The organism is Lelliottia sp. F153, assembly GCF_002870005.1.
In the GTDB taxonomy this organism is placed as follows: Bacteria; Pseudomonadota; Gammaproteobacteria; order Enterobacterales; family Enterobacteriaceae; genus Enterobacter; species Enterobacter nimipressuralis.
This window is the reverse complement of sequence record NZ_PKFT01000004.1, coordinates 200,721-219,772: the sequence shown is the minus strand read 5'-3', so window position 1 is coordinate 219,772 and position 19,052 is coordinate 200,721. Positions and strand designations below refer to the sequence as shown.

17 protein-coding genes are annotated in these 19,052 nt (G+C 54.6%); 16 read left to right on the top strand and 1 reads right to left on the bottom strand.

Going from position 1 to position 19,052, the window contains the following annotated elements; all coding sequences use genetic code 11:
- Positions 1 to 12: 12 nt before the first annotated feature.
- Both dcd and asmA read left to right on the top strand, forming a co-directional pair.
- Entirely contained in the window at positions 13 to 594 is a 582-nt protein-coding gene (gene dcd / locus F153LOC_RS13090; protein ID WP_100779602.1) for a dCTP deaminase, read from the top strand.
- Positions 595 to 616: 22 nt separating this feature from the next.
- Positions 617 to 2,464, top strand: coding sequence for an outer membrane assembly protein AsmA (gene asmA / locus F153LOC_RS13085; protein WP_102104098.1), 1,848 nt, complete (start codon positions 617 to 619; stop codon positions 2,462 to 2,464).
- 47 nt (positions 2,465 to 2,511) lie between these two features.
- Here the strand turns inward: asmA and F153LOC_RS13080 are convergent, their stop codons facing one another.
- Positions 2,512 to 4,095 (bottom strand): TerC family protein, encoded by a 1,584-nt coding sequence (locus F153LOC_RS13080; RefSeq protein WP_102104097.1) that lies wholly within the window; start codon positions 4,093 to 4,095, stop codon positions 2,512 to 2,514.
- A gap of 694 nt (positions 4,096 to 4,789) precedes the next feature.
- Here F153LOC_RS13080 and F153LOC_RS13075 point away from each other — a divergent pair.
- The 14 genes from F153LOC_RS13075 to cpsB all read left to right on the top strand — a co-directional run bounded on the left by F153LOC_RS13075 (position 4,790) and on the right by cpsB (position 18,955).
- Positions 4,790 to 5,929, top strand: coding sequence for a polysaccharide export protein (locus F153LOC_RS13075; protein ID WP_100779605.1), 1,140 nt, complete (start codon positions 4,790 to 4,792; stop codon positions 5,927 to 5,929).
- A gap of 6 nt (positions 5,930 to 5,935) precedes the next feature.
- On the top strand, positions 5,936 to 6,379 hold the full coding sequence (gene wzb / locus F153LOC_RS13070) for a low molecular weight protein-tyrosine-phosphatase Wzb (RefSeq protein WP_100779606.1): 444 nt from the start codon (positions 5,936 to 5,938) through the stop codon (positions 6,377 to 6,379).
- 2 nt (positions 6,380 to 6,381) lie between these two features.
- Positions 6,382 to 8,544: a tyrosine-protein kinase Wzc gene (gene wzc / locus F153LOC_RS13065; RefSeq protein WP_100779607.1), complete on the top strand. Its 2,163-nt coding sequence runs from the start codon at positions 6,382 to 6,384 to the stop codon at positions 8,542 to 8,544.
- A gap of 83 nt (positions 8,545 to 8,627) precedes the next feature.
- Positions 8,628 to 9,470, top strand: a complete 843-nt coding sequence (gene wcaA, locus F153LOC_RS13060; RefSeq protein ID WP_100779608.1) for a colanic acid biosynthesis glycosyltransferase WcaA — start codon at positions 8,628 to 8,630, stop codon at positions 9,468 to 9,470.
- Between the two features lie 2 nt (positions 9,471 to 9,472).
- Complete coding sequence (gene wcaB / locus F153LOC_RS13055; RefSeq protein WP_102104145.1) at positions 9,473 to 9,961, top strand: colanic acid biosynthesis acetyltransferase WcaB; 489 nt, start codon at positions 9,473 to 9,475, stop codon at positions 9,959 to 9,961.
- The gene (gene wcaC / locus F153LOC_RS13050) at positions 9,958 to 11,175 is read left to right on the top strand and encodes a colanic acid biosynthesis glycosyltransferase WcaC (protein WP_102104096.1); all 1,218 of its coding nucleotides are present in this window, start codon (positions 9,958 to 9,960) and stop codon (positions 11,173 to 11,175) included. Before wcaB ends, wcaC begins: the two co-directional genes overlap by 4 nt.
- Complete coding sequence (gene wcaD / locus F153LOC_RS13045) at positions 11,150 to 12,370, top strand: colanic acid polymerase WcaD (RefSeq protein ID WP_100779610.1); 1,221 nt, start codon at positions 11,150 to 11,152, stop codon at positions 12,368 to 12,370. The genes wcaC and wcaD overlap by 26 nt, the downstream gene beginning before the upstream one ends.
- Positions 12,371 to 12,386: 16 nt before the next feature.
- Positions 12,387 to 13,133 (top strand): colanic acid biosynthesis glycosyltransferase WcaE, encoded by a 747-nt coding sequence (gene wcaE, locus F153LOC_RS13040; RefSeq protein ID WP_100779611.1) that lies wholly within the window; start codon positions 12,387 to 12,389, stop codon positions 13,131 to 13,133.
- A 15-nt stretch (positions 13,134 to 13,148) separates the two neighbouring features.
- A complete protein-coding gene (gene wcaF / locus F153LOC_RS13035) occupies positions 13,149 to 13,697 on the top strand; it encodes a colanic acid biosynthesis acetyltransferase WcaF (protein ID WP_102104095.1) in 549 nt (182 codons plus the stop codon).
- A 25-nt stretch (positions 13,698 to 13,722) separates the two neighbouring features.
- The gene (gmd, locus tag F153LOC_RS13030) at positions 13,723 to 14,844 is read left to right on the top strand and encodes a GDP-mannose 4,6-dehydratase (RefSeq protein WP_100779613.1); all 1,122 of its coding nucleotides are present in this window, start codon (positions 13,723 to 13,725) and stop codon (positions 14,842 to 14,844) included.
- Between the two features lie 3 nt (positions 14,845 to 14,847).
- On the top strand, positions 14,848 to 15,813 hold the full coding sequence (locus tag F153LOC_RS13025) for a GDP-L-fucose synthase (RefSeq protein WP_102104094.1): 966 nt from the start codon (positions 14,848 to 14,850) through the stop codon (positions 15,811 to 15,813).
- Between the two features lie 2 nt (positions 15,814 to 15,815).
- Positions 15,816 to 16,295 (top strand): GDP-mannose mannosyl hydrolase, encoded by a 480-nt coding sequence (locus F153LOC_RS13020; RefSeq protein WP_102104093.1) that lies wholly within the window; start codon positions 15,816 to 15,818, stop codon positions 16,293 to 16,295.
- Positions 16,292 to 17,515, top strand: coding sequence for a colanic acid biosynthesis fucosyltransferase WcaI (gene wcaI, locus F153LOC_RS13015; protein WP_102104092.1), 1,224 nt, complete (start codon positions 16,292 to 16,294; stop codon positions 17,513 to 17,515). The genes F153LOC_RS13020 and wcaI overlap by 4 nt, the downstream gene beginning before the upstream one ends.
- A 3-nt stretch (positions 17,516 to 17,518) precedes the next feature.
- Positions 17,519 to 18,955: a mannose-1-phosphate guanyltransferase gene (gene cpsB, locus F153LOC_RS13010; RefSeq protein ID WP_102104091.1), complete on the top strand. Its 1,437-nt coding sequence runs from the start codon at positions 17,519 to 17,521 to the stop codon at positions 18,953 to 18,955.
- Positions 18,956 to 19,052: the final 97 nt, after the last annotated feature.

Here is a 19,052-nt window from a genome sequence, read left to right as displayed (position 1 = left end):
GGAGAAAGTGTCATGCGTCTTTGTGACCGAGATATAGAAGCCTGGCTGGATGAAGGGCGTCTGTCTATCACCCCGCGTCCGCCAGTAGAACGCATTAACGGTGTCACCGTTGATGTGCGTTTGGGCAATAAATTCCGTACTTTCAGCGGCCACACCGCACCTTTTATTGATTTGAGCGGACCGAAAGACGAAGTCAGCGCCGCGCTCGATCGCGTCATGAGCGATGAAATTGTGCTGGCGGAAGGCGACGCTTTCTATCTGCACCCGGGCGAACTGGCGCTGGCGGTGACCTATGAATCCGTCACGCTGCCTGCCGATCTGGTCGGTTGGCTCGATGGCCGCTCGTCTCTGGCGCGTCTGGGGCTGATGGTGCACGTCACCGCGCACCGTATCGATCCCGGCTGGTCTGGCCGTATCGTGCTTGAGTTCTTTAATGCCGGTAAATTACCGCTGGCGTTGCGCCCTGGCATGATGATTGGTGCGCTGAGCTTCGAGCCGCTGACCGGCCCGGCCGAGCGCCCTTACAACCGCCGTCAGGACGCGAAGTACCGCGACCAGCAGGGTGCGGTTGCCAGTCGTATTGATAAAGACTGATTTAGGCTTCATCGAGGATGCCATGAGAAGAGTTCTTACAACGCTGATGATTTTGCTGGTGGTGCTGGTTGCTGGCCTTTCAGCGTTGGTTCTGCTGGTTAACCCCAATGATTTCCGCGCCTACATGGTCCGCCAGGTCGAAGCACGAAGCGGGTATGAACTGAAGCTGGATGGGCCTCTTCGCTGGCATGTCTGGCCGCAGCTCAGCATTCTGTCTGGCCGCATGTCACTGACTGCACCGGGCGCCGCTTTGCCGGTGGTCTCTGCTGACAATATGCGTCTGGACGTCGCCTTAATGCCGCTGCTTTCGCACCAGCTGCAGGTGCGCCAGGTGATGCTGAAAGGTGCCGTCATTCAGCTGACGCCGCAAACAGAAGCCGTCCGTAAACCGGGTGAGCCTGTTGCCCCTCGCGCAAATTCACTCCCCGACGTCCCCGAAGATGCGGGCTGGTCATTTGATATCGCCAGTCTGAAAGTCGCGGACAGCGTGCTGGTCTTCCAGCATGAGGATGACGACCAGGTCACCGTGCGCAATATTAATCTGACGATGGAACAGGACCCGCATCATCTGGCGACGGTTGATTTTTCAGGTCGCATTAATCGCAATCAGCGTGACCTGACTCTGTCGCTAAATGCCCGCGTCAACGCGTCGGACTACCCGCATCAACTTACCGCCGATATTCAACAGCTGAACTGGCAACTCTCTGGCGCCGATCTCCCGACACAAGGGATCACCGGCCAGGGCACGCTGCAGGCGATGTGGCGCGAAGAGCAAAAACAGCTCGAGCTGAATAATCTCAACCTGCAGGCGAATGACAGTTCATTAAAAGGTCGTGCCAGCGTGCTGCTGGGCGAAGAGCCGAAATGGGTCTTTGATCTTCAGTTCGACAAGCTCAACCTGGAAAATCTGTTGCCTCCGCAGCCGGTCCCGGCGAAAGAGGGTGACGACGCTCAGGCACCCGGGCTGCCGAAACAGATGCGACCGGTTATTGCGTCAAACGTCGACGCGCCAGACTACAACGGGCTGCGCAGCTTTACGGCGGATATTCTGCTTAAAGCCAACGCGGTGCGCTGGCGGGGCATCGACTTCACGAACGTCAGTAGCCAAATGTTGAACCACAACGGTTTACTGGTCATTTCCGAGCTAAGCGGTCAGATGGGGGCGGGGCATATCTCTCTGCCTGGCATGCTGGACGTGCGTAAGGATATGGCGAAGGCCGAGTTCCAGCCGCGTCTTGAGAACATCGAGATTGGCACTATCCTCAAAGCCTTCGATTACCCTATCGCGCTGACCGGTAATCTGACCATGGCGGGAGATTTCTCTGGCGATAAGATTGACGCTGACGCCTTCCGTCACAGCTGGCAGGGGCAGGCACACGTTGACCTCGCCAACAGCCGCATGGAAGGGCTGAACTTCCAACAGCTGGTGCAGCAGGCCGTCGAGCGCAGCAGCAATATCAAAGCCAAAGAGAACTTCGACAGCGCGACGAAACTCGACACCTTTACCACCGATCTGACGCTGGACAACGGGCAGCTCACACTCGATGACATGCAGGGGCAATCCTCGATGCTGGCGGTCACGGGCAAAGGCACGATGGACTTGGTGAAAGAGACGACGGATACGCGCTTTAACGTCCGCGTGATGTCCGGCTGGGAAGGCGAAGGCCCGCTGATTGATGTCCTGAAAGAGACGGCTATCCCGCTCAACGTTTACGGCAGATGGCAGGAGCTGAATTACAGTCTTCAGGTTGACCAGATCTTGCGTAAACATCTGCAGGATGAAGCAAAACGCCGTCTGAATGAGTGGGCGGATAAGAATAAAGATTCGCAGAACAGCAAAGATGTGAAGAAGCTTTTAGATAAGCTCTGATCCAATCATCCCCCTCTCCTTGAACGGGAGAGGGGGATGATTGGAGATCAAACCTCAAAATCCAAATCATCCTCTCCGCGCAGGGGGATCAGCTGCACTTTCTGCACGCGATGACTCTCCACCTGCAGCGTCTTCAGCACATAGTCCCCGACCTGAACCTCTTCACCCGGCTGCGGAATACGCTGTAAGTATTCCATTAGCAGACCGGCGATCGTGTGGTATTCGCGCTTCTCATCCAGCGGCAATGGAACGTACTGCACCAGATCTTCCAGCGGCATATGACCGTTGGCAGTCCAGGACCCATCGGCATTTTTCTGGATGTCGTGGCGGGCGTCAATCTCATCCACTTCGTTAGGCAAATTACCGGCGATGGTTTCCATCACGTCGCTCAGCGTCACCAGTCCTTCAACGGAGCCAAACTCATCGACCACAAAGGCAAAGTGGGTGCGCGCGTTGCGGAACTGTTCCAGCGCCGAAAGCAGCGGCAGGGTTTCCGGAAACACCAGCGGCTGGCGGATCAGCGCACGTAAATCCAGTGGCTCACCGCGCAGGGACTGCTGGAGCAGGTCAATGACGTGCACCACCCCAAGCAGACCTTCCTCATCATCACCCCCGGTCACCACCACGCGAGTGTGCTGGTTTTTATCCAGCAGGGCGCGGATCTGCGCTTCCGGCGAATTCAGGTCGATATGTTCGATATCGTGGCGCGACGTCATGATGCTGCTGACCGAGCGCTGGTTAAGATTGAGCACGCGCTCAATCATCCGCCGCTCCTGTGGGTTAAAGATCTGGCTGTCGTCGTGATCGGCAAGCAGTGACGCTGACTCTGCATCCAGCTCGGCGTCCTCTTTCTTACCGCTAAGCAGACGCAGAACGGTCTCCGCCGTGCGCTGACGCAAGGTCTGATTGGCAGAGAGAAAACGGCGGCGGTTGAAAATCGCCAGCTGGTTCAGGGATTCAATAATCACCGAGAAACCGATCGCCGCGTACAGATAGCCTTTTGGAATATGGAAGCCAAAGCCGTCTGCGACCAGGCTAAAGCCGATCATCAGCAGGAAGCTCAGACACAAAATCACAATCGTCGGATGGCTGTTCACAAAGCGCGTCAGGGCCTTGCTCGCCATCACCATTAGCGTGATGGCAATAATCACCGCCGCCATCATGACAGGCAGATGATCAACCATCCCCACGGCGGTAATCACGGAATCCAGCGAGAAGACCGCGTCCAGCACCACGATTTGCGCGACCACGGGCCAGAACTTCGCCCCTCGACGCTGGGTGGGGTTCTCGCTGTCTTTCCCTTCGAGCCGTTCGTTCAGCTCAACGGTGGCTTTGAACAGCAGGAACAGGCCGCCAAACAGCATGATCACGTCACGGGCGCTAAAGCTCAGGCCGTGGAACGAGAAGAGGGGAGTGGTCAGGGTGACCAGCCAGGAGATCGACGCCAGTAACAGCAAACGCATCACCATCGCCAACAGCAAACCGGTAACGCGTGCGCGGTCGCGCTGCGCCGGGGGCAATTTTTCGGCGAGGATGGCAATAAAGACCAGGTTATCGATGCCAAGCACTAATTCGATGACGACCAGCGTCACCAGCCCGGCCCAGATTGATGGATCGGCAATCCATTCCATAGTAATAGCAGTACCTCTGAAGATATGACATTTGTCACACTTCGATCATGGATAAAGCTGGCAAAAATTGCAATGACTGCTTGAGATTTCTCTTAATGAAAGCGCGGGAAATAGTCACGGCGAATAACCCTGTTATTTCTATAAGAAAGTGAAATTATCCGGTTATGTGGATAATTAGGAAATATCGCATGAAATGTTTTATGTCTGAATTTTGTCAATATAAAGAAATTCCTAAAACCATAAAACTTTGCGCTTAATATTATTCTTAAAAACCAATAATAGGACAGTTGTCTCCTTGCCTGCTATTAGGTTAGCTGCAACAATTCTCCAGGCATCAAATGTTAAATCTTCTTGCTGCTATTTATGTAACGGTCTTAAGAGCGAACATTCATTACCGCTCAGGCATTGAAAATGCCGGATATATTTATCCTGCAAGACCTAATTTTAGAGGGTGTCTATCCATAATACATTGTTTCGTCAGTGGATTGGTAACTGAAAGCCAAGGGCGGTAGCGTGCCTGAAAGCGTGTGAATCAGCCTCGATTATTCTGTCAATAGCCAATGGATGAATAAGCGTTTTTTAGGATTGATGCCAGTTATATTTCTATTTTATTAACTGCATTCTGATTGCCTAAACAACCCGCGCTTATTTAAATTGCACAGGATAATTACTCTGCCAAAGTGATAAATAATCAATGATGAAATCCAAAATGAAATTGATGCCATTATTGGTGTCTGTGACCTTGATGAGTGGTTGTACGGTCTTTCCCGGCAGCAATATGTCAACAATGGGCAAGGATGTGATCAAGCAACAGGATGCTGATTTTGATCTCGACAAAATGGTGAATGTTTATCCATTAACGCCGCGTATCGTCGAACAATTACGCCCGCGTCCGAATGTTGCGCAGCCGAATATGTCTCTGGATCAGGAAATTGCCTCTTATCAATACCGCGTGGGGCCGGGCGACGTTGTGAGCGTCACCGTCTGGGATCACCCGGAACTGACCACTCCCGCAGGGCAATACCGCAGCTCCAGCGACACCGGTAACTGGGTGCAGCCTGATGGCACCATGTTCTATCCATACATCGGTAAAGTGCACGTCGTGGGGAAAACCCTCGCAGAAATTCGTAGTGATATTACCGGCCGTTTAGCGCAGTACATCGCTGACCCGCAGGTGGACGTTAATATCGCCGCATTCCGTTCGCAGAAAGCCTACGTCTCCGGCCAGGTCAATAAATCAGGCCAGCAGGCGATCACCAACGTACCGCTGACCATTCTCGACGCCATCAACACCGCGGGCGGGTTAACGGACGCGGCCGACTGGCGCAACGTGGTGCTGACGCATAACGGCAAAGAGGAGCGCATTTCGCTCCAGGCGCTGATGCAGAACGGCGATTTGAGCCAAAACCGTCTGCTCTATCCGGGCGACATTCTGTTTGTGCCGCGCAACGACGATCTGAAAGTGTTCGTGATGGGCGAAGTTAAAAAACAGAGCACCCTCAAAATGGACTTCAGCGGCATGACCCTGACTGAAGCGCTGGGGAATGCAGAAGGTCTGGATCTGACGTCGTCTAACGCCAGCGGCATCTTCGTGATCCGTCCGCTGAAAGGCGAGGGCAGTGCGAAAGGCAAGATTGCCAACATCTATCAGCTGGATATGTCCGATGCGACCTCCCTGGTGATGGCGACGGAATTCCGTCTGCAGCCATACGATGTGGTCTATGTCACTACCGCGCCAGTCACACGCTGGAACCGTCTGATCAACCAGTTGCTGCCAACCATCAGTGGCGTTCGCTACATGACGGACACGGCGCGCGACATTCATACCTGGTAACCCGCGATGTTTAACAAAATTCTGGTGGTGTGCGTGGGGAACATTTGCCGTTCCCCAACGGCTGAACGGTTGCTGAAAAATTATCAGCCCGATCTGGTGGTGGACTCCGCAGGGCTGGGGGCGCTGGTGGGGAAGGGGGCGGATGAGCGCGCAACGAGCGTGGCGAAGTCGCATAACCTCTCCCTGGACGGGCACGTGGCCCGTCAGGTCTCTGGCCGGATGTGCCGGGAGTACGATCTGATCCTCGCGATGGAAAAACGCCACATTAGTGCGCTGTGCGAAATCGCACCGGAGATGCGCGGCAAAGTGATGCTGTTTGGTCACTGGGACAGTGAGCGCGAAATTCCCGATCCGTATCGCAAGAGCCGTGAGGCATTTGAGGCGGTTTATACCTTACTAGACCAGTCTGCCCAACAGTGGGCGCAGGCACTGAAAGCTCAGCAGGGATAACAATGACAGAAAAAACAAAACCTTCTGCCGCCCCGATCTCGGGCAGTGATGAAATTGATATTGGCCGTCTGATCGGGACGGTGGTCGAGGCGCGCTGGTGGGTGCTGGGCATTACCGCGGTTTTTGCGATCGCCGCCGTGATCTACACCCTGTTTGCTACGCCTATCTACAGTGCCGATGCGCTGGTGCAGATCGAGCAAAACTCCGGTAACTCACTGGTGCAGGATATCGGTTCAGCGCTGGCGAATAAGCCACCGGCGTCCGATGCGGAAATCCAGCTGATTCAGTCGCGCATGGTCCTCGGAAAAACCGTTGACGATCTCGACCTGGATATCGCCGTCAGCAAAAACACCTTCCCGGTGTTTGGTGCCGGTTGGGACCGACTGATGGGGCGTCAAAACGATACCGTTAAAGTCACCACCTTTACCCTGCCAAAAGGTTCGGCGGATCAGGTGTTCACCCTGACGGTGCTCGGCCCCAAACAGTATGAACTGACCAGCGATGCGGGCTTTAGCGCACGCGGCGAAGTGGGGCAGTTGCTGTCTAAAAACGGTGTCACCATGATGGTCAGCGCCATTCAGGCGGCTGAGGGCGGTGAATTTACCGTCAGCAAATTTTCAACGCTTGGCATGATCAACAATCTGCAAAACAACCTGACCGTCACCGAAAATGGTAAAGACACGGGCGTGCTGAGCCTGAGCTTTACCGGTGAAGATAAGGAGATGATCCGCAACGTCCTGAACAGCATTACCCGTAACTACCTTGAGCAGAACGTGGAGCGCAAGTCGGAAGAGGCGGCGAAGAGCCTCGCTTTCCTCGCGAAACAGCTGCCGGAAGTGCGTACCCGTCTGGATGACGCGGAGAACAAACTTAACGCCTATCGCCAGCAGAAAGACTCCGTCGATCTGCCACTGGAAGCGAAATCGGTGCTCGATTCGATGGTTAACATCGATGCCCAGTTAAACGAGCTGACCTTCAAAGAAGCGGAAATCTCCAAGCTTTACACCAAACGCCACCCGGCTTACCGCACGCTGCTGGAAAAACGCCAGGCGCTGGAAGATGAGAAATCGAAACTCAACAACCGCGTCACCGCGATGCCGAAAACCCAGCAGGAAATTGTGCGTCTGACGCGCGATGTGGAGTCGGGCCAGCAGGTGTACATGCAGCTGCTGAATAAACAGCAGGAGCTGAAAATCACCGAAGCCAGTACCGTCGGTGACGTGCGCATCGTTGACTCCGCTATCACCCAGCCTGGCGTGCTGAAACCGAAGAAAGCGCTGATCATTTTCGGCAGCATTATTCTCGGCCTGATGCTCTCCATCGTCGGTGTGCTGCTGCGCTCCCTGTTTAACCGCGGTATCGAAAGCCCGCAGGTCCTCGAAGAGAACGGTATCAGCGTCTATGCCAGCATTCCGCTGTCGGAATGGCAGAAGTCGCGCGATAGCGTCAAAACGGTCAAAGGGGTCAAACGATACAAACAGAGCCAGCTGCTGGCCGTGGGTAACCCAACGGATCTGGCGATTGAAGCGGTGCGCAGCCTGCGTACCAGCCTGCACTTCGCCATGATGCAGGCCAAAAATAACGTCCTGATGCTCACCGGGGTCAGCCCGTCGATTGGTAAAACCTTCGTGTGTGCCAACCTCGCGGCGGTAATCAGTCAGACCAACAAACGTGTGCTGCTGATCGACTGCGATATGCGCAAGGGTTACACCCACGAACTGCTTGGCACCAACAACGTCAACGGTCTGTCGGAAATTCTGCTCGGCAAAGGGGAGATCAGCCAGTGCGCCAAGCCGACCTCCATTACCAATTTTGACCTTGTGCCGCGCGGCCAGGTGCCACCGAATCCGTCCGAACTGCTGATGAGCGAACGTTTCGCGCAACTGGTGAAATGGGCGAGTGAACACTACGACCTGGTGCTGATTGATACGCCGCCAATTCTGGCCGTCACCGACGCCGCGATTGTGGGCCGCCACGCCGGGACCACCCTGATGGTGGCGCGCTATGCGGTGAACACCCTGAAAGAGGTGGAAACCAGCCTGAGTCGCTTCGAGCAGAACGGCATCGAAGTGAAAGGGGTGATTCTGAACTCTATCTTCCGCCGCGCAACCGGGTACCAGGATTACGGGTATTACGAGTACGAATATAAGTCTGACAGTAAATAATCGTTTTCCCTCACCCTATCCTTAATTCCCTCTTCCAGTGGGAGAGGGCAGGGGTGAGGGCAACAAGCCATCCGGGGAATAAAATGACAACACCACGCCCTTTGATCTCCATCTATATGCCAACCTGGAATCGTCAGCAGCTGGCGATCCGCGCGATTAAATCGGTTTTACGTCAGGACTATGACCACTGGGAATTGATCATCGTGGATGATTGCTCGTCATCCTTCGAGCAGTTGCAAAAATTTGTCACCGAGCTGAACGACCCGCGTGTGATGTATACCCACAACGCCATCAACTCCGGGGCGTGCGCGGTGCGCAACCAGGCGATTTTGCAGGCGAAAGGGGAGTTCCTGACCGGAATCGATGACGACGACGAGTGGACGCCCAACCGTCTGTCGACCTTTCTGGCGCATAAACATCAGCTGGTCACCCACGCGTTTCTGTATGCCAACGACTATGTCTGCCAGGGCGAAGTTTACTCCCAGCCTGCCAGCCTGCCGCTGTACCCGAAATCACCGTACTCGCGCCGTCTGTTTTACAAACGCAATATCATCGGCAACCAGGTCTTTACCTGGGCATGGCGCTTCAAAGAGTGCCTGTTCGATACGGAACTGAAAGCGGCGCAGGACTACGACATTTTCCTGCGCATGGTGGTGGAGTATGGCGAACCCTGGAAAGTGGATGACGCCACGCAAATTCTGCACATCAATCACGGTGAAATGCAGATCACCTCATCGCCGAAAAAATTCTCCGGCTACTTCCACTTTTATCGCAAGCACAAGGACAAGTTCGACCGTGCCAGCCGTAAATATCAGCTGTTTACCCTCTATCAGATCCGCAATAAGCGCATGAACTGGCGCACGCTGCTGACGCTCTTTTCCGTGCGAAACACTAAGCGTCTGGCCGACGGGCTGCGGGGGAAATAATGATTCTGGAAGATTGCCGCGCAAACAGCTGGAGCCTGCGCCCGTGCTGCATGGTTCTGGCGTATCGCATCGCCCATTTCTGCTCCGTCTGGCGCAAGAAGAATGTGCTCAATAACCTGTGGGCAGCGCCGGTTCTGGTGCTGTACCGCATCATCACTGAATGCCTGTTTGGCTATGAAATCCAGGCGGCGGCCACCATCGGACGACGTTTTACCATTCACCACGGCTACGCCATCGTTATCAATAAATTCGTGGTCGCGGGTGATGATTTCACCGTTCGCCACGGCGTCACTATTGGTAACCGTGGCCCGGACAGCCTGGCCTGCCCGGTGATTGGCAACAACGTCGAGCTGGGGGCCAATGTGGTGATGATTGGTGAGATTACCGTTGGCAACAACGTCACTATTGGCGCGGGGAGCGTGGTGCTGGACAGCATCCCGGATAACGCGCTGGTGGTGGGTGAAAAAGCCCGCGTGAAGGTGTTGAAATGAATATTCTGCAATTTAACGTCCGTCTTGCCGAAGGCGGGGCGGCCGGTGTGGCGCTGGATCTGCATCAGCGTGCGCTACAAAAAGGGTTCAAGTCCCGCTTTGTGTATGGCTACGGCAAGGGCGGTAAAAAAAGCGTCAGTCATGATAACTATCCGCACGTCCTGAAGCAGACCCCGCGTCTGACATCGGTGGCCAACATCGCGCTGTTTCGTCTGTTCAACCGCGATCTGTTCGGCAATCTGAATAACCTCTACCGCACCGTGACGCGCACCCCCGGCCCGGTGGTTCTGCATTTCCACGTTATGCACAGCTACTGGCTGAAACTCGAAGAGGTGGTTGCCTTTTGTGAGAACGTGCAGGCGCACAAGCCGGACACCACGTTTGTCTGGACCCTGCACGATCACTGGAGCGTTACCGGACGCTGCGCGTTCACCGATGGCTGCGAAGGCTGGAAAACGCACTGTCAGAAATGCCCGACGCTCAGCAACTATCCGCCGGTGAAAGTGGATCGCGCGCACCAGCTGGTGGCGGGAAAACGTCAGCTGTTCCGCGATATGATGGCCCTCGGCTGCCACTTTATCTCTCCGAGCCAGCACGTGGCGGATGCCTTTAACAGCCTGTATGGCGTCGGGCGCTGCAAAATTATCAATAACGGCATTGATGTGGCGACCGAAGACATTCTGGCGGAACTCACACCGGTTGCAGTAACGCCGGGTAAGCCGAAAATTGCGGTGGTTGCACACGATCTGCGCTATGACGGCAAAACCAATCAACAGCTGGTGCGCGACATGATGGCGCTCGGCGACAAAATTGAGCTGCACACCTTCGGCAAATTCTCGCCGTTTGAAGGGCCGAACGTGATTAATCACGGCTTTGAGACGGATAAACGCAAGCTGATGAGCGCCCTGAACGGCATGGACGCGCTGGTGTTTAGCTCTCGCGTGGACAACTACCCGCTGATTTTGTGCGAAGCGCTCTCCATCGGCGTGCCGGTGATCGCCACCCACAGCGACGCCGCGCGCGAAGTGCTGGAGAAATCAGGCGGCAAAACCTTCAGCGAGCACGAGGTGCTGCCGCTGGTGCAACGATCAAAAGCCGAGATCGCGCAGGCTGTTTTTAACACCAGCCTGGAATCGTTCCGCAACCGCAGCCGCAAGGCTTACAGCGGTGAACAGATGCTGGAGGAGTATGTCTCGTTCTATCAGAATCTGTAGCTACCTGCTGTTGCCGCTGATCTATCTGCTGGTTAACGTCAAAATTGCCCAGCTCGGCGAAAGCTTCCCGATCACCATCGTGACTTTCTTACCGCTTTTGTTGCTGCTCTATGTCGACAAAATTAGCGTGAAGAAACTGATGATTGCCCTGGGGCTGGGGTTTGGCTTAACGGCATTTAACTACATCTTTGGTCAGTCGCTGGATGCCAGCAAGTACGTCACCTCCACCATGTTATTTGTCTATATCGTCATTATTATTGGCATGGTGTGGAGTATTCGGTTTAAAACTATTTCGCCGCACAATTATCGGAAAATCCTTAGGTTCTTTTATATTGCCGTTGCGTTCATTGTTATGCTTGCCGCCATGGAAATGGCGCAAATTATTTTGACCGGCGGCAGTAGCCTGATGGAGATGATTTCGAAATATCTGATTTACAGTAATAGCTATGTTCTGAACTTCATTAAATTTGGTGGCAAACGCACCACTGCGCTTTATTTTGAACCGGCGTTTTTTGCTCTGGCACTAATCTCAATTTGGCTCAGCATCAAACAGTTTGGTATCAAAACCCCTAAGACCGATGCTATGATTCTTGCAGGGATTGTTCTGTCAGGCTCTTTCTCCGGGGTAATGACATTTATCTTGTTTTACCTGCTGGAGTGGGCCTTTCAGTACCTGAATAAAGACGCGATTAAGAAAAAACTACCCTTGGCTATCATTTCATTAGCCGTATTTTTAGTGGGTATTGTTTTTGCATTCCCCTACATCGCCACGCGTCTCGGTGATTTAGGCACGGAAGGTTCGTCATCATATTATCGTATCATTGGGCCACTGGTGATGGTGGGGTATTCATTAACCCATATTGATGGCGTAGTCAGATTTGGCTCACTTTACGAATATGTTGCATCATTCGGAATCTTTAACGGTGCGGATGTCGGTAAAACCATAGACAATGGGCTGTATCTGTTAATTATTTACTTTTCCTGGTTCGCTGTACTGTTAACAGCATGGTACCTGTTTAAAGTGTTCAAAATGATGATTAACGCGTTTGGTGATAATCAGAATTTCCGTGTGCAGCTTTATCTTTTTACGCCGGTGTCGCTGTTTTTTACCGGGTCAATATTTAGCCCGGAATATGCATTCTTAATTGTCTGTCCGTTTATTCTGCGCAAAGCGCTTAATATTACGAACGTATGACGAAACGAGGTGGTTTATGTTTCTTAGCGTCATTACAGTCGCTTTTCGCAATCACGAAGGGGTTGTCAAAACCTGGCGCTCGCTGCGCAATCTGGCCCGCGATCCCAGCCTCACGTTTGAATGGATTGTGGTCGACGGCGGCTCTGACGATGGCACAGCGGAGTTTCTGGAAAAACTCAACGGTGAGTTCAACTTACGTTACATCAGCGAGAAAGACAAAGGCATTTACGATGCGATGAATAAAGGCATCGACATGGCGCAAGGACGCTATGCGATCTTCCTCAATTCCGGTGATGTTTTCCACGACGATGTGGCGCTGTTTGCCCGTCAGCTGTCGCGCCAGAAAGAAGAAGCCATGTTTATCGGTGATGCGCTGCTCGATTTCGGCGATGGCACTAAAATTCGTCGTAGCGCCAAAAGCGGCTGGTATATCTACCACAGTTTGCCTGCCAGCCATCAGGCGATTTTCTTCCCGACGGCGGGCCTGAAAAAACACCCGTACGATTTGCAATACAAAGTGTCATCTGATTATGCACTGGCCGCCAGTCTGTATAAATCCGGTTATCCGTTCCGTCGAATTAAAGGGCTGGTATCGGAATTCTCGATGGGGGGGGTGTCAACCTCGAATAATCTGGAATTATGCCAGGATGCTAAAAAAGTCCAGCGCAACATATTGCGCGTACCCGGCTTCTGGGCGGAATTATCCTATTTATTACGTCTGAAAACGACGGGCAAAACGAAAGCCTTATATAACAAAGCCTGAATATAAGGAAAGGTGATGCAGGATCTCAGTGGTTTTACCGTCCCGAAAGGTTTTCGCGGTGGAAATGGAATAAAAGTGCAGCTGTGGTGGGCGGTTCAGGCAACATTATTTGCCTGGTCACCGCAGGTGCTGTATCGCTGGCGAGCCTTTTTGTTGCGTTTATTTGGCGCAAAAATTGGCAAAAATGTGGTTATTCGCCCGTCCGTGAAAATTACCTATCCATGGAAATTAACCCTCGGTGATTACGCCTGGGTGGGTGATGACGCGGTGTTATATACCCTGGGCGATATTACGATTGGCGCCCACTCTGTGGTGTCACAAAAGTGTTATTTGTGCACCGGCAGTCACGATTTTATGAGTCAGCATTTCGATATTAACGCCACGCCTATTGTGATTGGCGAAAAATGCTGGCTGGCGACAGATGTTTTTGTTGCACCTGGTGTTTCTGTTGGCGATGGCACCGTTATTGGCGCCCGCAGCAGCGTTTTTAAATCGCTACCGGCAAATAAGATTTGCCGTGGCAACCCCGCAGTGGTGATACGCGAACGCGTTGAAACTGATTAAATTCGATAAGTAGAGGAATATAAACATGTCTAAAGTCGCTCTCATCACCGGCGTTACCGGGCAGGATGGTTCTTATCTGGCGGAGTTTCTGCTGGAGAAAGGGTATGAAGTTCATGGCATTAAACGCCGCGCTTCTTCGTTCAACACCGAGCGTGTGGACCACATCTATCAGGATCCGCATGCTGCAAACCCGAAATTCCATCTGCACTACGGCGACCTGACCGACAGCTCCAACCTGACCCGTATCCTGCAGGAAGTGCAGCCGGATGAAGTGTACAACCTGGGCGCAATGAGCCACGTGGCTGTCTCCTTCGAATCCCCGGAATACACCGCAGACGTCGATGGTATGGGCACGCTGCGCCTGCTGGAAGCCATCCGCTTCCTGGGTCTGGAAAAGAAAACCCGTTTCTACCAGGCATCCACCTCTGAGCTGTACGGCCTGGTGCAGGAAATCCCACAGAAAGAGACCACGCCGTTCTACCCGCGCTCTCCTTACGCTGTCGCCAAACTCTACGCTTACTGGATCACCGTGAACTACCGCGAATCCTACGGCATGTACGCCTGTAACGGCATTCTGTTCAACCACGAATCCCCACGCCGTGGCGAAACCTTCGTGACCCGTAAAATCACCCGTGCGATCGCTAACATCGCTCAGGGCCTGGAATCCTGCCTGCACCTCGGCAACATGGACTCCCTGCGTGACTGGGGCCATGCGAAAGACTACGTGAAAATGCAGTGGATGATGCTGCAGCAGGACAAACCGGAAGATTTCGTGATTGCCACCGGCGTGCAGTACTCCGTGCGTCAGTTCGTTGAAATGGCAGCCGCACAGCTCGGTATCAAACTGCGCTTTGAAGGCACCGGCGTTGAAGAGCGTGGTGTGGTGGTTTCTGTGACCGGTCACGATGCACCGGGCGTGAAACCGGGCGACGTGATTGTTCAGGTTGACCCGCGTTACTTCCGTCCTGCGGAAGTGGAAACCCTGCTCGGCGACCCAACCAAAGCGCACGAAAAACTGGGCTGGAAACCGGAAATCACTCTGCAGGAGATGGTCTCTGAAATGGTTGCCCACGATCTCGAAGCAGCGAAAAAACACTCCCTGCTGAAGTCCCATGGCTACGAGGTTGCCATCGCGCTGGAGTCCTGAGTCATGACCAAACAACGTATTTTTGTCGCCGGTCATCGTGGAATGGTGGGATCGGCCATCGTTCGCCAGCTGGAACAGCGCGGCGATGCAGAGCTGATTCTTCGCACCCGCGACGAGCTGAACCTGCTGGACAGCCAGGCGGTGCAGCAGTTCTTTGCTAACGAACGCATTGACCAGGTGTATCTGGCGGCAGCGAAAGTGGGCGGCATTGTCGCCAACAACAGCTACCCAGCGGATTTCATCTACGAAAACATGATGATTGAGAGCAACATCATTCACGCGGCGCATCTGCACAACGTGAATAAGCTGCTGTTCCTCGGCTCATCCTGTATCTACCCGAAGCTGGCCAAACAGCCGATCGCCGAGAGCGAGCTGCTGCAGGGTACGCTGGAAGCGACGAACGAGCCGTATGCCATCGCCAAGATTGCCGGGATCAAACTGTGCGAGTCCTATAACCGCCAGTATGGCCGCGACTATCGCTCGGTGATGCCGACCAATCTGTACGGCCCGAACGATAACTTCCACCCGAGTAACTCGCACGTGATCCCGGCGCTGCTGCGCCGCTTCCACGAAGCGACCGCCGCCAACACGCCTGATGTGGTGGTGTGGGGCAGCGGGACGCCGATGCGCGAATTCCTGCATGTGGATGACATGGCTGCCGCCAGCATTCACGTGATGGAACTGGATCGCGAGGTGTGGGCTGAAAACACCCAGCCGATGCTGTCGCACATCAACGTTGGCACCGGCGTGGATTGCACCATTCGCGAACTGGCGCAGACCATCGCCCAGGTGGTGGGCTACAAAGGCCGCGTGGTGTTCGACGCCACTAAGCCCGACGGCACACCGCGTAAATTGCTGGACGTGACGCGTCTGCACCAGCTCGGCTGGTATCACGAAGTGTCGCTCGAACAGGGACTGGCGAGTACGTACCAGTGGTTCCTGGAAAACCAGCATCGCTTCCGGGGGTAATCATGTTTTTAAGTCAGGAAGATTTTGCCACGGTAGTCCGCTCCACTCCGCTGATCTCCATCGATTTGATCGTGGAGAACGAACGCGGTGAGTTTCTGCTCGGTAAACGCACCAATCGCCCGGCACAAGGGTTCTGGTTTGTTCCGGGAGGACGCGTGCAAAAGGATGAGATGTTAGACACTGCGTTTGAACGTCTCACCCTGGCGGAGCTGGGGCTGCGTCTGCCGATGGCGGCAGGCCAGTTTTACGGGGTTTGGCAGCACTTCTATGACGATAACTTTTCCGGCACCGGTTTCAGCACCCATTACGTGGTGCTCGGTTTTCGCCTGAAGGTGAGTGAGGCAGACCTGCGTCTGCCTGATTCTCAGCACGACGATTACCGCTGGCTGGAACAGGCCGCGCTGCTGGCCAGTGACAACGTTCACGACAACAGTCGCGCCTACTTCCTGGCGGAACATCAGGCTGAGGTGCCGGGACTATGAAGATTTTGGTCTACGGCATCAACTACTCGCCGGAGCTAACCGGTATCGGTAAGTACACCGGTGAGATGGTCGAATGGATGACCCGTCAGGGTCACGAGGTGCGGGTCATTACGGCCCCGCCTTACTACCCGGAATGGAAAGTTGGCGAGCGCTACTCCAGCTGGCGCTATCGCCGCGAGCAGGGGGACGCGACCGTCTGGCGCTGCCCGCTGTATGTGCCGAAACAGCCCTCGACGCTAAAACGCCTGCTGCATTTGGGAAGCTTTGCACTGAGCAGTTTCTTCCCGCTGATGGCCCAGCGTCGCTGGAAGCCGGATCGCATTATTGGCGTGGTGCCGACGCTGTTTTGTACGCCAGGCATGCGCCTGCTGGGCAAACTATCGGGCGCACGCACCCTGCTGCACATTCAGGATTATGAAGTCGACGCGATGCTCGGCCTCGGTATGGCCGGGAAAGGCAAAGGCGGAAAAGTCGCGAAACTGGCCAGCGCCTTTGAACGCAGCGGCCTGCATAACGTCGATTACGTCTCAACCATCTCGCGCTCGATGATGAACAAAGCGCAGGAGAAGGGCGTCCCGGCGCAGAAAGTGATCTTTTTCCCGAACTGGTCCGAAGTGGCGCGTTTTCGCGACGTAACGGAGAGCGATGCGCTGGCGTTACGTACCCAGCTCGGTCTGCCTTCTGATCAAAAAATCATTCTTTACTCAGGCAACATCGGGGAAAAACAGGGGCTGGAAAGCGTTATCGACGCCGCGCAGCAGCTTCGCAATCACCCGTGGATGTTTGTGATTGTCGGGCAGGGCGGTGGCAAAGCCCGGCTTGAGAAAATGGTCAGCGAACGCGGCCTGAACAACGTGAAATTTTTCCCGCTTCAGTCTTATGAAGCGCTGCCAGCCCTGCTGAAGATGGGCGATTGCCACCTGGTCGTGCAAAAGCGCGGCGCCGCAGATGCGGTTCTGCCCTCCAAGCTGACCAACATTTTGGCCGTCGGCGGCAATGCGGTCATCACCGCCGAGCCGGAGACCGAGTTAGGCCAGCTGTGCGACAGCTATCCGGGGATCGCCGTTTGCGTTGAGCCGGAGTCGGTAACGGCGCTGGTCGCCGGGATTGAACAGGCTCTTGCGATGCCTAAAGAGAATACGGTGGCACGTGATTATGCCGAACGCACGCTCGAAAAAGAGAACGTGCTTAGCCAATTTATTGCAGATATACGGGGATGAATAATGAGTCAGAATAAATTGTACCCGGTCGTGATGGCGGGTGGCTCCGGTAGTCGGTTGTGGCCGCTGTCCCGCGTGCTCTATCCCAAGCAGTTCCTCTGCCTGAAAGGGGAACTCACCATGCTGCAAACGACGGTGTCTCGTCTGAACGGCGTGGAGTGCGAAAGTCCGGTGGTGATTTGCAACGAGCAGCACCGCTTTATTGTCGCCGAACAGCTGCGTCAGCTGAATAAGCTGACGGAGAACATCATTCTGGAACCGGCAGGCCGTAATACCGCCCCGGCGATCGCTCTGGCGGCACTGGCCGCGCGACGCAGCAGCCCCGATTGCGATCCGCTGATGCTGGTGCTGGCGGCTGACCATGTGATTCAGCAGGAAGACGCCTTCCGTAACGCGGTGCGCGCCGCGATTCCTTACGCGGAAAGCGGCAAACTGGTGACCTTCGGCATCGTGCCGGATCTCCCGGAAACCGGCTACGGCTATATCCGTCGCGGCGACGTAACAACCGGAGAAGGCGACAGCGTGGCCTTTAACGTGGCGCAGTTTGTCGAAAAACCGAATCTGGAAACTGCTCAGGCCTATGTCGGCAGCGGCGAATACTACTGGAATAGCGGGATGTTCCTGTTCCGTGCAGGGCGTTATCTGGAAGAGCTGGAAAAATATCGCCCGGATATTCTCCGCGCCTGCGAAAAAGCGATGGCGGTGGTAGACCCGGATCTCGACTTTATCCGCGTGGATGAAGCGGCGTTCCTCGCCTGCCCGGAAGAGTCCGTGGATTACGCGGTAATGGAGCGCACGGCGGACGCGGTGGTGGTGCCGATGGATGCGGGCTGGAGCGATGTCGGCTCTTGGTCCTCTCTGTGGGAAATCAGCGCCCATACGGCGGAAGGCAACGTCCATCATGGCGATGTCATCAGCCACAAAACCGAAAACAGCTATGTCTATGCGGAATCCGGCCTGGTCACCACTGTCGGCGTCAAAGATCTGGTGGTGGTACAGACTAAAGACGCGGTGCTGATTGCCGACCGAAACTCCGTCCAGGACGTCAAAAAAGTCGTTGAGCAGATTAAAGCTGATGGCCGTCATGAGCATCACATTCACCGCGAAGTGTACCGTCCGTGGGGCAAATATGACTCCATCGACGCGGGCGAGCGCTATCAGGTGAAGCGCATTACCGTGAAACCGGGCGAGGGGCTTTCTGTGCAGATGCATCATCATCGCGCCGAACACTGGGTGGTGGTCGCGGGGACGGCGAAAGTCACCATTGATGGTGAGATCAAACTGCTTGGCGAAAACGAATCTATCTATATTCCGCTGGGCGCGACGCACTGTCTGGAAAACCCAGGGAAAATTCCTCTCGATCTGATCGAAGTGCGATCCGGCTCCTATCTGGAAGAGGACGATATTGTCCGGTTCCAGGATCGGTACGGGCGGGTTTAGCACCGGTTAACAATGCCCGGTGGCACTGCGCCATCCGGCAAATAACGACAACGATAATTTTTGGCCACTTTCTGGTCAGGGCCGACTGTTGCCTGAA

Coding starts and splice junctions, on each gene's coding strand:
- dcd (WP_100779602.1), top strand. CDS start 13: ATGCGTCTTTGTGACCGAGATATAGAAGCCTGGCTGGATGAAGGGCGT.
- asmA (WP_102104098.1), top strand. CDS start 617: ATGAGAAGAGTTCTTACAACGCTGATGATTTTGCTGGTGGTGCTGGTT.
- F153LOC_RS13080 (WP_102104097.1), bottom strand. CDS start 4,095: ATGGAATGGATTGCCGATCCATCAATCTGGGCCGGGCTGGTGACGCTG.
- F153LOC_RS13075 (WP_100779605.1), top strand. CDS start 4,790: ATGATGAAATCCAAAATGAAATTGATGCCATTATTGGTGTCTGTGACC.
- wzb (WP_100779606.1), top strand. CDS start 5,936: ATGTTTAACAAAATTCTGGTGGTGTGCGTGGGGAACATTTGCCGTTCC.
- wzc (WP_100779607.1), top strand. CDS start 6,382: ATGACAGAAAAAACAAAACCTTCTGCCGCCCCGATCTCGGGCAGTGAT.
- wcaA (WP_100779608.1), top strand. CDS start 8,628: ATGACAACACCACGCCCTTTGATCTCCATCTATATGCCAACCTGGAAT.
- wcaC (WP_102104096.1), top strand. CDS start 9,958: ATGAATATTCTGCAATTTAACGTCCGTCTTGCCGAAGGCGGGGCGGCC.
- wcaD (WP_100779610.1), top strand. CDS start 11,150: ATGTCTCGTTCTATCAGAATCTGTAGCTACCTGCTGTTGCCGCTGATC.
- wcaE (WP_100779611.1), top strand. CDS start 12,387: ATGTTTCTTAGCGTCATTACAGTCGCTTTTCGCAATCACGAAGGGGTT.
- wcaF (WP_102104095.1), top strand. CDS start 13,149: ATGCAGGATCTCAGTGGTTTTACCGTCCCGAAAGGTTTTCGCGGTGGA.
- gmd (WP_100779613.1), top strand. CDS start 13,723: ATGTCTAAAGTCGCTCTCATCACCGGCGTTACCGGGCAGGATGGTTCT.
- F153LOC_RS13025 (WP_102104094.1), top strand. CDS start 14,848: ATGACCAAACAACGTATTTTTGTCGCCGGTCATCGTGGAATGGTGGGA.
- F153LOC_RS13020 (WP_102104093.1), top strand. CDS start 15,816: ATGTTTTTAAGTCAGGAAGATTTTGCCACGGTAGTCCGCTCCACTCCG.
- wcaI (WP_102104092.1), top strand. CDS start 16,292: ATGAAGATTTTGGTCTACGGCATCAACTACTCGCCGGAGCTAACCGGT.
- cpsB (WP_102104091.1), top strand. CDS start 17,519: ATGAGTCAGAATAAATTGTACCCGGTCGTGATGGCGGGTGGCTCCGGT.